This window comes from Nocardia barduliensis, from assembly GCF_013315795.1.
GTDB classification, from domain to species: domain Bacteria; phylum Actinomycetota; class Actinomycetes; order Mycobacteriales; family Mycobacteriaceae; genus Nocardia; species Nocardia barduliensis.
Window position 1 is genome coordinate 15,934 of the sequence record NZ_JABLTE010000101.1, and the last position, 11,675, is coordinate 27,608.

At 71.8% G+C, this 11,675-nt stretch carries 10 protein-coding genes; 6 read left to right on the plus strand and 4 right to left on the minus strand.

The features are described 5' to 3' along the window. Positions 1-16 precede the first annotated feature (16 nt). Together HOV91_RS30985 and HOV91_RS30990 are read right to left on the minus strand one after the other, a co-directional pair. Complete coding sequence (locus tag HOV91_RS30985; protein WP_174188856.1) at positions 17-949, minus strand: YegS/Rv2252/BmrU family lipid kinase; 933 nt, start codon at positions 947-949, stop codon at positions 17-19. After that, the gene (locus tag HOV91_RS30990) at positions 946-2,523 is read right to left on the minus strand and encodes an FAD-binding oxidoreductase (protein ID WP_174188868.1); all 1,578 of its coding nucleotides are present in this window, start codon (positions 2,521-2,523) and stop codon (positions 946-948) included. Before HOV91_RS30990 ends, HOV91_RS30985 begins: the two co-directional genes overlap by 4 nt. Positions 2,524-2,703: 180 nt before the next feature. Here HOV91_RS30990 and HOV91_RS30995 point away from each other — a divergent pair, with 180 nt between their 5' ends. Both HOV91_RS30995 and HOV91_RS31000 read left to right on the plus strand, forming a co-directional pair. Beyond that, complete coding sequence (locus tag HOV91_RS30995) at positions 2,704-3,324, plus strand: TetR/AcrR family transcriptional regulator (RefSeq protein WP_174188857.1); 621 nt, start codon at positions 2,704-2,706, stop codon at positions 3,322-3,324. Positions 3,325-3,367: 43 nt separating this feature from the next. Continuing rightward, positions 3,368-4,909, plus strand: a complete 1,542-nt coding sequence (locus HOV91_RS31000) for a glycerol-3-phosphate dehydrogenase/oxidase (RefSeq protein ID WP_174188858.1) — start codon at positions 3,368-3,370, stop codon at positions 4,907-4,909. 4 nt (positions 4,910-4,913) lie between these two features. On the opposite strand, the gene HOV91_RS31005 is transcribed toward HOV91_RS31000, so the two are convergent. Both HOV91_RS31005 and HOV91_RS31010 read right to left on the minus strand, forming a co-directional pair. Next, positions 4,914-5,438, minus strand: a complete 525-nt coding sequence (locus HOV91_RS31005) for a GNAT family N-acetyltransferase (RefSeq protein ID WP_174188859.1) — start codon at positions 5,436-5,438, stop codon at positions 4,914-4,916. A gap of 42 nt (positions 5,439-5,480) precedes the next feature. Beyond that, complete coding sequence (locus HOV91_RS31010) at positions 5,481-6,152, minus strand: TetR/AcrR family transcriptional regulator (protein WP_174188860.1); 672 nt, start codon at positions 6,150-6,152, stop codon at positions 5,481-5,483. A gap of 437 nt (positions 6,153-6,589) precedes the next feature. On the opposite strand from HOV91_RS31010, the gene HOV91_RS40925 reads away from it, so the two are divergent. The 4 genes from HOV91_RS40925 to HOV91_RS31030 form a co-directional block, all read left to right on the plus strand. Next, complete coding sequence (locus HOV91_RS40925) at positions 6,590-7,750, plus strand: FHA domain-containing protein (RefSeq protein WP_174188861.1); 1,161 nt, start codon at positions 6,590-6,592, stop codon at positions 7,748-7,750. A gap of 107 nt (positions 7,751-7,857) precedes the next feature. Further along, positions 7,858-10,182: an FdhF/YdeP family oxidoreductase gene (locus HOV91_RS31020; RefSeq protein ID WP_174188862.1), complete on the plus strand. Its 2,325-nt coding sequence runs from the start codon at positions 7,858-7,860 to the stop codon at positions 10,180-10,182. Positions 10,183-10,255: 73 nt separating this feature from the next. Then, a complete protein-coding gene (gene fdhD / locus HOV91_RS31025) occupies positions 10,256-11,095 on the plus strand; it encodes a formate dehydrogenase accessory sulfurtransferase FdhD (RefSeq protein ID WP_174188863.1) in 840 nt (279 codons plus the stop codon). A gap of 80 nt (positions 11,096-11,175) precedes the next feature. Beyond that, on the plus strand, positions 11,176-11,675 hold a 500-nt coding region (locus HOV91_RS31030; protein ID WP_174188864.1), incomplete at its 3' end, for a hypothetical protein.

Genomic DNA, 11,675 nt, shown 5'->3' on the forward strand with positions numbered 1-11,675 from the left:
CTGGCCGCCGTGGCGGTCAGGGCACCAGGACGGTCAGCGCCGCGGGGACCGCGCGGATGGTGATCGGCAGCGTGCCCGCCGGTTCGCCGTCCGCGGTCGCGGGCGCGCCCACCGCGCTGAGCGTGACGGCCGCGGCGCGAAACTGCCTGACCTCCGGATGATCCTGACGTTTGCCCGCCGACAGCGCGGGCAGCAGGCGCAGCATCTCCACGCGCGACAGCGCGCCGACCACAGTCAGGTCGAGCAGTCCGTCGTCCATGACCGCGTCCGGGCAGATCAGCATGCCGCCGCCGTAGGTGCGGGTGTTGCCCACCGCGACCATCACCGCCTCGGTCTCCAGCAGGGAGCCCGCGCCGGGATTGGTCAGTCCTTCGGTCACCGCGCCGACCAGTTCGACCCGATAGGGCACCGTAAGTCGCCCGGAGATCTCGGCCAGCGCCGCGACGGTGTAGCGCAGCCGGCCCTTCGGCCAGCGCATCGAATTGGCGCGCAGGGTGACCCGCGCGTCGAATCCGGTACCGGTCACCGTGGCGAACCACATGGGCGGCCCGGAGGACTCGATCCGCCCGAGATCGATCGTCTTGGTCCGCCCGCGCAACACCAGAGCGGCGGCGGCGATCGGGTCGTCGGTCGGCACCCCGAGTTCCCTGGCCAGATCGTTGCCGGTGCCCGCGGGAACCATGCCGAGCGGGACGCCGGTCTCCGCGACGGCGGGCAGCGTCACGTTGATCAGGCCGTCGCCGCCGACACACACCACGGCATCCGGCGTCGCCTCGGTGACCGAATCCCGCACCTGGCGCACCGTTTCGGCGACCGAGGGAGCACACACTTCGGTGATCTCGGCGCCGCCCGCGCGGAGGCGGGCGATCGCGACGCTCGCCGCATCGCCTCCCCGGCCGTGCGGATTGGTCACCACGGTGATCCTGCGCACCGGCGAATAGTCGGTCACGGCACCAGCTTTCCGGGATTCAGGATGCCCGCCGGGTCGAGTTCGGCCTTCACCGCGCGCAGTACGCGCACGCCGAGATCGCCGACCTCGTCCGGCACCCAGGGACGGTGGTCGGTGCCCACCGCGTGGTGGTGGGTGATGGTGCCGCCCGCCGCGACGATGGCGTCGCCCGCGGCGCGCTTGGCGGCCTGCCACTGGGTCAGCGGGTCGTCGAGTTGCTTGGCGACGACGGTGAAGTACAGCGACGCGCCGGTCGGGTAGGTGTGCGAGATGTGGCACATGACCAGCGGCGGTGTCCCCTGCGCGCCGAGCGCCTCGGTCAGCGCCGCGGTCACCGTCGCTTTCAGAGCGCCGAGATCGCGCCAGCTGGTGGCCGTCTCCAGCGTTTCGCAGAGCACGCCGACATCCAGCAGCGCGTCCCGCAGGTACGGCGCGGCGAAACGTCCGTGTTCCCATTCCCGGGCCGGTGTCTCCCCCAGGGCGCAACCGCCCGCCGCGGACAGCAGGGCGGCCGCTTCGGCGCTACGCGCGGCGACATGCGCCGTACTGCCCTCGAAGGTGGTGACGGCCAGGCATCCGGCGACCGGGTTGCCGCCGATATCGCCGGAGCGGGCCAGGTTGATCCCGGTCTCCGCCTCGTCGGAGAGCCGGAACACGGTCGGCGCGGCGCCCGCCTGCACCACCGAGCGCAGAGCGGCGGCGCCGGTGGCGAAGTCGGGGAACGACCACGCCTGGTACGCGACGGTTTCCGGGACCGGATGCACCCGCACGGTGACCTCGGTGATCACCCCGAGCGCGCCCTCCGAACCGACGAACAGCTCGCGCAGGTCCGGGCCCGCCGCCGAAGCGGGGGCCCGGCCGAGGTCCAGCGTGCCGCTGGGCGTGGCGATCTTCAGCCGCTGCACCATGTCGTCGAACCGGCCGTAACCCGCCGACGCCTGGCCGGACGACCGGGTCGCCGCGAAACCGCCGATCGTGGCGAACTCGAAACTCTGCGGGAAGTGGCCGAGCGAAAGGCCGTGCGCGCCGAGCAGTTCCTCCGCGCGCGGACCGGTGAGTCCCGCGCCCAGCGTGGCGGTGCCGCTGATCGGATCGATGCCGGTGACGCGGTCGAGCCTGCGCAGGTCCAGCGCGATCACGGCGTCGAAGCGACCGCGCACCGGATCGACACCACCGACCACGCTGGTGCCGCCCCCGAACGGGACCACCGCCACGGCGTGTTCCGCGCAGTAGGCCAGCACGGCGAGCACCTGATCGTGATCGGCGGGGAAGACCACCGCATCCGGTGCGTCCTGCGGCCCGTCCGCCCGCCGGCGCAGCAGATCGGGTGTGCTCTTCCCCCCGGCGTGCCGCAACCGATCGCGGTGGTCGGCCGACACGTTGCCGGAGCCGACCACCTCGATCAATCCGGCTCGCCGCGCCTCGGTCAGCGCCGATTCGCGCAGCGGCACGTCGCCCTCATCGCGGCGCGCCACCGGGTTGCCGGACACTCCGAAGACCTGCGTCAGCAGACCGCGGATCCGTTCCGAAAGTGGCTGGTGCCCAGCCGGGACACCCCAGGCATCCCAGACCATACCCGCCGCCGACCCGCCGACGCCGGTCTTCGCCGGGACGGCCGGATCGCCGCCGGTGTGCTGCTGCGTCTCAACCATGCGTTACAGTTTGACATAGAATGTCAATCAGTAACAAGCATTGGGACCATTCCTCCTGGTCGGCGGCCCGCCGCGGACCGATCGACCACCGGTGGTGACACCTTGAGCGCTCCTGACGACTCCGCCGAGACCTCGCTCTCGGACATCGACCTGGCGATCCTCGACGCCGCCCGCGCCTGCGTGCAGGAGTTCGGCGTGCGCCGCACCACGCTCACCGAGGTGGCGCGCCGAGCGGGCGTGAGCAGGCCGACCGTCTACCGCCGCTGGCCGGACACCGGCGCGCTGGTGGCCGAGCTGCTCGTCCGCGAGCTGCGCGGCATCGTGGCCGCGACCATGCCCACCGTGGGCAACGCGCGCACCAGGCTGGTCGAGGGCGTGGTCGTGGGAGCGGCGGCGGTCCGGTCGAATCCGTTGTTCGGGAAGATCTTCCGCACCGACACCGACCTGATGCTCACCTATGTCTTCGGCCGGCTCGGGCGCAATCAGCGCGCTCTGATCGAGCTGTTCGCGGCGGGTATCCGGGACGGCCAGCAGGACGGCTCCATTCGCGACGGCGATCCGGAGCGGATGGCCACGATGCTGCTGCTGATCGCCCAGTCGGCCGTGCAGTCGGCGGGCACCGTCGCGGCATTGCTGGCCGGTGAGCACCTCGACACCGAACTCCGCCGCGCGATCGACGGCTACCTCGACGATCACGCGGCCGCGGACGGCGGACCGCGATGAGCGCGCGCCCGAACGCTTCGGGCTCGAACGGAAAGGCATTGTGATGGACACGAATTCGGTGCGCACCGCGAACTCCGCGTTGAACGCCGCCCGCCGGGCCGCGGACCTGGCCCGCCTCGGCGACGGCGCCGAGATCGACGTGCTGGTGATCGGCGGCGGCGTCACCGGCGCGGGCGCGGCCCTGGACGCCGCCGCCCGCGGGCTGCGCACCGTGCTGGTGGAGCGCCGGGATCTGGCCTTCGGCACCAGCCGCTGGAGTTCCAAGCTGGTGCACGGCGGCCTGCGCTACCTGGCAGGCGGCCGGGTCGGCATCGCCCACGAGAGCGCGGTGGAACGCGGCATCCTGATGCGCACCACGGCACCGCATCTGGTGCGCCCGCTGCCCCAGCTGGTACCACTGCTGCCGGACCTCGGCGGCGCGCGAGCCGCCCTGGTACGGGCCGGTTTCCTGGCGGGCGACCTGCTGCGGCGCGGCGCGGGCACACCGGCGGCCATCCTGCCCAGGTCCCGGCGCGTCACCGCCGCGGAGGCCGTGCGGCTGGCGCCGACCCTGCGCCGCGCGGACCTGCGCGGCGGACTCCAGGCGTGGGACGGGCAGCTGGTGGACGACGCGCGCCTGGTGGTCGCGCTGGCGCGCACCGCGGCGGGCCACGGCGCGCGGGTGCTCACCCGGGTCGAAGCGCTGGCGGTGTCAGGGAATTCGGCGACCCTGCGCGACACTCGCACCGGAGAGACCCTCACGGTGCGACCGCGCACCGTGGTGAACGCCACCGGCGTCTGGGCCGACCAGGTGGACCCGAGCATCCGGCTGCGGCCGAGCCGCGGCACGCACCTGGTGTTCTCCGCCGCCTCCTTCGGCGGCCTCACCGCCGCGCTGACCGTGCCGGTGCCCGGCAGCGTCGGCCGCTTCGTCTTCGCCTTCCCCGCCGCGCACGGCCGGGTGTACCTGGGACTGACCGACGAGGACGCGCCGGGACCGGTGCCCGACGAGCCGAAGCCCACCGACGGCGAAATCGATTTCCTGCTCGACACCCTCAATCCCGCCCTGCGCGAACCCTTGACCCGCGCCGACATGCGCGGCTCGTACGCCGGATTGCGTCCCCTGCTGCAAACCGCCGACGACAGCACGGCCGACATCTCCCGCGAACACGCGGTGCTGCGCTCTCCGACCGGGATCGTCACCGTCGTCGGAGGCAAGCTCACCACCTACCGGAAGATGGCCGAGGACGTGATCGACGCCGCGGTCGCGCACGGCGGTCTCGCCGCGGGGCCGTGCCGCACCCGGCGGCTTCCCCTGGTCGGCGCGGTCTCCGGCGCGGCGCGCGACCGCATCGACGCCCCGCCCGTGCTGATCGAGCGCTACGGCAGCGAGGCATCCACCGTGCTGGCCGCGGCGCGCCGTGATCCGGCCCTTGCCGAGCCGGTCGCGCCCGGAATCGACGTGCTCGGTGCCGAATTCGCGTTCGCGGTCTCCCACGAGGGCGCGCTCGACGCCGAGGACCTGCTGGATCGGCGTACCCGCATCGGCCTGGTCCCGGAAGACCGGGCCGCCGCGGCCGCCGCGGCCGCGCGCGCCGTCACCTAGCGTTTCACGGCTCGGTCCACGACCGATCGGACAGTTCCGCGCGCATGCACGCACGCGGCCAGCGGTCGAGGCCGTGGGCACGTTCGGCGGCCCGCAGGGCGACCAGTCCCGGCGTCTCCTCCGCCGCCGACAGGTACCGGAAGCCGAGGCGCTGGTAATACGGCCCGTTCCAGGGGACTTCGGTGAACGTGGTCAACGTCATCGCGGGCAGACCCGCGGCAGCCGCCCAGCGGGCGGCCCGGTCGATCAGGCGCTTGCCGATCCGGCGCCCGGCACCGTCGGGGTGCACCGAGACCTGCTCGATATGAGCGTTTCCGTCGACCACTCCCAGCACCAGGTAGCCGATCGGCAGGTCGTCGTCGGTCCACACCCAAGCGCGCCCAGCCCGCTGGAACTCGCGCAGCGTCGGGAGCGACGGAGGTTCGTCGTCGGCCACGGCCGCCATGCCGATCTCCGCGAACGGTTTACCCGCCGCGCGTTCGATGTCTTGCAGCACGGGGAGGTCTTCGGTTGTCGCCGGACGGATCACTTGCCTATTCTGCGTCGGCGCCGCGGCGCGGACCAGCGAATTTCACTCCGCCCGCGTGGCGAGGACGCCGTTGAGCAACACCCGCGTCGCCCAGGCGGCGCGTGCGTCGCCGTCGCCGCTCAGCAGAGCCTCCCGCATCGCAACGACCGTCGGGTAGCGGTCGGCGGGCAACTCGGCGAAGCGCCGCCGCATCGCGGCGAGGTACTCCTGTTCGGTACCGCCGCCGACGTTGTGCGCGCTCTGTTCGGCCGCCGACGCGGTGATGTGCAAGAAGAGCAGGTCCACCGCCCACGCCGCGGTCCGGTCGTCCAGTCCCGCCTCGGTGAGCGAACCGAGCATGAATTCCACCAGCCGCAGCGCGTTGGGGCTGCTCGGAACGGTGCCGAGCGCGACGAGCGCCAGTCCTTCGTGCCTGCTCATCGCCGCGACCATGGCATCGACCAGCGCGGTGAGCCGCTGCCGCCAATCCGCCCCGGCGGGTTCCGGGACGCCGCCGAGGACATGGTCGAGCATGGCGGCCAGCAGATCGTCGCGATTGGCGAGGTAGACGTACAGCGAGGCGGCGCCGGTGTCCAAGTCTTGCGCCACCCGGCGCATCGTCAGCGCCGCCGCGCCGTCGCGGTCCAGAATGCGCAGGCCGGTCTCGATGATCGCCTCGCGACTCAGCGGAGCTTTGGCCGGGCGGGATCGGCGGCTGACGGCGGCTGCGCACATGCGCCGAGCATAACCAGCGACGAACGCCGTTCGGGCGACGGCGCGGGCCCGTGCTCGCGCACCGCCGCGCGGAGCGAGCCGAGTAGTCGCAAACGGGACATTCGAATGACCGGCGACATGGGTTGCCTGGGTGGTGCCGGCCGGCAAGGGAACTGATGCCCACCACGCCCGCCTATGGCGGACAACACAGCGGCCCACGCCGCACATGACTACCCGTTGCTGCGGAAAAGACCACAACCCCCAGCTCACAGCCGTCGCGAAGCCGGGCTGCGGCACTCGCGAGAACCCGCGCGACAGCGAGTGTTTCGACGACCGGACAGCGCGTCGAAACGTTTCCCGACTCGGCTTCTCGATGACTCGAGACCCCGGTTCCGTCGCCACCGACGCTCTATGCTGGCTTCGGTATTGCCGGTAGTGCGCCGGGAAGGAGGGCGCGGGTGCGCAGGAAACCGTCCACCGTTGGTGTCGCGCCGGGCGAGGGGCTGGTCGCCCGATTCGGTGCGGTCGTCGCCTATCTCGGTGCCGAAACCACCTCCACGGACCGCATACTCGGCACCATCGAAGCCGTCGCCGAGGGGGATCACCCGGGCGCAGCGCTGGCGCAGCGCCTCGCCGCGGTGATCTTCGGCAGCACCGTCCAGCCGCCGCCGTTCGGCGTCGTCGCCCCTACCGACGACGGCATGTTGATCTTGTTGCGCGGACCGGTGAGCGCGGAGATCCACGGCGCGGAGGGCACCCGCCGCCTCGACGGCGGCCGTGCCTTCACCTGGGTGGACGAGATCGTGCGCGAACCGGTGCGCCGCATCACGATCGGCGCGGGCACCGGCGCGCCACCGACCGCGCTGCCCCGCACGGACCTGCGCGCCGGCGTCGTCCCCGGCGGCGGCTTCGTCCTGCACGCCGCGGTGCGAAGCGCCGGAAAGACCGTCGAGCCCGAGACATCCGAGCCATCCGCACCCGGCGAGCCGGAGCCGACCGCCGCGGCCGGCTTCGCGGCGATGCCCGAACCGACCGGCGCTTCCGACGCGATCGCGCCCGCGGCGCCGCCCGTCCGGCCGACCGAATCGGTTCGTCCCCTCGCCAAACCACGTCCGCCCCGGCCCGCCGCGGACCGACCGCTCGCGTGGTCCCAAGTGCAGCCAGCGCACCAGCCGGTCGCCCTGCGCAAAGCGCCGGAGAACGGCGGGACGCGGGTTGCGCGCCCGTCCGGAGACGTCGCCGTCGGCGCCCTGGTCACCGAAGATGGCGCCGCCTACCCGTTGAACCGCGCCTATGTCATCGGGCGCGGGCCGCAGGTGGACGAATCGGTCCGTGCCGCAACCGCCGCCCCCATCGTCATCCAGCGCGACCGCCACGTCTCCCGCGTGCACGCCTATGTCTCGATCGACGGCGGCAAGGTGTACGTCCGGGACGCCGCGGCCACCTCGGGCACCTTCATCGCCGCTCCCGGCGCCGATCAGTGGACCCGGATCACCGCGTCCCCGACCGAACTGCCGCCGGGCTGGCGCGTCCGCGTCAGCGAGCGAGTCCTCACCTACCGCGGCGACGACCAGCGCACGGGCATGGCCGACAGCGCGGGCGCGCGCCGCCGTTCCTGACACCCGGCGGTCGCCGACCCGTCCGGAGGCGGCCGCGCCGGAGCGACCGGCGCGGCCGAGACCCGGTCCCCGCCCGCTCCCGGCCGTGTGGAGAGGACAATGGCGGCATGCACCGAAACGGACCGAGCCGGGACATCGACGAGTCCGAGCTGACCGTGACCCCGCCCGAGAAGCAGGCCGCGGGCGTCACGGCGGTGGGGGTGGCGCTGAAGCGCTCGGTCGAGGAGATGGGTGTCATCCGGACCGCCCGCACGTTGGCGCGGGTGAATCAGGTGCACGGCTTCGACTGCCCCGGCTGCGCATGGCCGGAGCCGACCGGTCATCGCAGGCCCGCCGAGTTCTGCGAGAACGGCGCGAAGGCGGTCGCCGAGGAAGCCACGCTGCGGACGGTCACGCCGGAGTTCTTCGCCGCGCACTCCCTCGCAGATCTGAGCGAGAAGTCCGGCTACTGGCTCGGCCAGCAGGGCAGGCTCACCCACCCCATGGTGCTGCGGCCCGGCGACACCCATTACTCCCCCATCGCGTGGGAGGATGCCTACCGGTTGATCGCGGACACTCTGCGCGGCCTGGACTCGCCCGACGAGGCGGTGTTCTACACCTCCGGCCGCACCAGCAACGAGACCGCGTTCCTCTATCAACTGCTGGTGCGCAGCTACGGCACCAACAACCTGCCCGACTGCTCCAACATGTGCCACGAGTCCTCCGGCGCCGCACTGCTCGGTTCGATCGGGATCGGCAAAGGCTCGGTCTCCATCGATGACTTCGCCAAGGCCGACCTGATCGTCGTCGCGGGCCAGAATCCGGGCACCAACCATCCGCGGATGCTCAGCGCGCTCGCCGCCGCCAAGTCCACCGGCGCCCGGATCATCGCCGTGAATCCCCTGCCGGAGTCCGGCCTGCTCGGCTTCCGCGATCCGCAGACGGTCAAAGGCTTCACCACCGGCGTGCCGATCGCCGACGACTTCCTGCAGATCCGCCTGGGCGGTGACCTGGCCCTGTTCCAGGCGCTGGGCCGCCTGCTGCTGGAAGCCGAGGATCGAGCGCCGGGCACGGTGGTCGACCGGGCCTTCGTCGATGCCCACTGCGCGGGCTACGGCGAATACGAAAAGCACGCGCGCGCGGTCGATCTCGCCACGGTGCTGGAGGCGACAGGTCTCAGCACGGCCGAACTCGAGCACGCCGCCGAGCTGTTCGCCCGCTCGCGCAACATCATCCTGTGCTGGGCGATGGGCCTCACTCAGCACGCCGATGCCGTGGCCACCATCGAGGAGGCCACCAACCTGCTGCTGTTGCGCGGCATGATCGGCAAGCCGGGCGCGGGCGTGTGCCCGGTGCGCGGCCATTCCAACGTCCAAGGCGACCGCACCATGGGCATCTGGGAGAAGATGCCCGCTGCCTTCCTCGACGCCCTCGACCGCGAGTTCGGCATCACCAGCCCGCGCGAGCACGGCCTCGACACCGTCGCGGCCATCCGCGCCATGCGCGACGGACGCGCGAAAGTCTTCTTCGGCATGGGCGGCAACTTCGTCTCCGCCACCCCCGACACCACCGTGACCGAGGCGGCGCTGCGCGGCTGCGCGCTCACCGTGCAGGTCTCCACCAAACTCAACCGCAGCCACGTCGTGCACGGCCGCACCGCGCTCATTCTGCCCACTCTCGGGCGCACCGACCTCGATCTCGCCCCCGACGGCGCCAAACATCAAGTGTCGGTGGAGGACTCGATGTCGATGGTGCACTTGTCCACCGGACGGCTGAAACCGGTCAGTGACCATTTGCGCAGTGAAGTCGCCATCGTCTGCGAACTCGCCGCAGAGCTGTTCGGCCCCGATCACGCGGTGCCGTGGCCGCGCTTCGCCCGCGACTACGACGCCATCCGCGACGCCATCGCCCGTGTCGTCCCCGGTTGCGCCGACTACAACACGAAAGTTCGCGCGCGCAACGGATTCCAGCTCCCGCACCCGCCACGCGACGCCCGCGAGTTCCGCACCGCCACCGGCAAGGCCAACTTCGCGGTCAACGAACTGACCTGGCTGCCGGTCCCCGACGGGAAGCTGATCCTGCAAACCCTGCGCAGCCACGACCAGTACAACACCACCATCTACGGCCTCGACGACCGCTACCGCGGCATCCGCAACGGCCGCAGAGTCGTGCTCGTGCACCCCGAAGACATCACCGCGTTCGGCTTCGGCGACGGTGACCTGGTCGACATCGTCTCGGAATGGACCGACGGCACCGAACGCCGAGTCGAGGGTTTCCGCCTGGTCTCCTATCCCACACCGCGCGGCAACGCCGCCGCCTACTACCCCGAAACGAATCCCTTGGTGCCGCTGGACCACGTCGCGAAGCGTTCGAACACACCCGTCTCCAAGGCGGTCACCATCCGCCTCGAGCCGAGCACCGGCGGAAGTCGTGCCGATCGAGACCCGGCATGACCGGGCAGGCACGAAGTCGGCGGCAGCGGCGCGTAACCACGCGGTGCCCCGCTCAGGTCGAAAGGCGCTCAGCATGAGCCGTGTAACCGCCCGCCGCCGGACGCGCCGGATCTCGCCCACCGGGGAGATCCTGCGGCCGGACACCCTCGCCGTAGAGGAACCCCTCGAGATCCGCATCGACGGGCAATCGCTGACGGTCACCATGCGCACTCCCGGCGACGACATCGACCTCGTGCACGGATTCCTGCTCAGCGAGGGCATGATCGGCTCCGCAGCGGACATCGTCGCGGCCCGCTACTGCGCGGGCACCGACGACCAGGGCCGCAACACCTACAACGTCCTCGACGTCACCCCACGCGCGCCCGTCCCGGTCCCCACTCGGGCCTTCCCGACCACCGGAGCCTGCGGACTGTGCGGCAAGACGGCCCTGGACGAGGTACGCACCCGCACGCGATTCCCGCTGCCCGCCGACGGCTTCGTGGTGGACACGGGCGCCATGGCCGCCATGCCCGGCATGCTGCGCGATCGCCAATCGGTGTTCGACGCCACCGGCGGCTTGCACGCCGCGGGCCTGTTCACCGCCGAGGGCGAAGCGCTGGCGGTGCGCGAGGACATCGGCAGGCACAACGCGGTGGACAAGGTGATCGGCTGGGCCCTGCGCGAAGCCCGCGTTCCGGCCCACGATCTGGTGCTCATCGTGAGCGGGCGCGCCTCGTTCGAACTGGTGCAGAAAGCCGTCATGGCCGGGATTCCCCTGCTCGGCGCGGTTTCGGCGCCGAGCTCGCTCGCGGTCGATCTCGCCGCCGAGGCCGGTCTGACCCTGGTCGGATTCCTTCGCGGCGACACCATGAACGTCTACAGCGCCCCCGAGCGGATCCGCGCCGATCCCGGCCCGAGCTCACGGTTGGCCTGACTCACTATTGCCCGCGCCGGGCAGGCGTTTTACCGTGACTGCACGGAGCCGAAACGGATTCGGCGGGAACGGAGCGGCCGATGCGGATCTCGGTGCAGGGGAACTCCGAGGGCCTGCGGGTACGAATGCGGTTCGAGCAGTACCGCCGCCTGCTGCTCACCCGGATCGTGCTGGCCGTGTTGGCGGTGCAGGGCGCCGTCATCGGCCTCTGGGCCACGCTGGCGCCGCATTCCTGGTACACCAGCTTTCCCGGGTTCGGCGCCCGGTGGGTGGCGGTGGACGGCCCCTACAACCACCATCTGGCCGCCGACGTCGGGGCCTTCTTCCTGGCGCTGACCGCGGTGTCGATCGCCGCGCTCGTCGTCGACGGCACCACGGCGGCCCGGATAGCGGGCGTCGGCTGGCTGACCTTCGGTGTCCCCCACTTCCTCTACCACGTCCTGCACAAGCCCGCCGGACTCGGCGGAGCGAGCTTCGCCGCCAGCCTGATCGCGGCGCTACTGCTCGTGGTCGGCGGAGCGATCTGCGTCCTCGTCCCGCCGCGCGGGAATCTGCCGCTGTCCGATCCGCAGCCGATCAC

Excerpts from the sequence above, each read along its gene's own strand:
- HOV91_RS31000 (WP_174188858.1), top strand. The coding sequence starts at position 3,368 with ATGGACACGAATTCGGTGCGCACCGCGAACTCCGCGTTGAACGCCGCC.
- HOV91_RS30990 (WP_174188868.1), bottom strand. The coding sequence starts at position 2,523 with ATGGTCTGGGATGCCTGGGGTGTCCCGGCTGGGCACCAGCCACTTTCG.
- fdhD (WP_174188863.1), top strand. The coding sequence starts at position 10,256 with ATGAGCCGTGTAACCGCCCGCCGCCGGACGCGCCGGATCTCGCCCACC.
- HOV91_RS31020 (WP_174188862.1), top strand. The coding sequence starts at position 7,858 with ATGCACCGAAACGGACCGAGCCGGGACATCGACGAGTCCGAGCTGACC.
- HOV91_RS31010 (WP_174188860.1), bottom strand. The coding sequence starts at position 6,152 with ATGTGCGCAGCCGCCGTCAGCCGCCGATCCCGCCCGGCCAAAGCTCCG.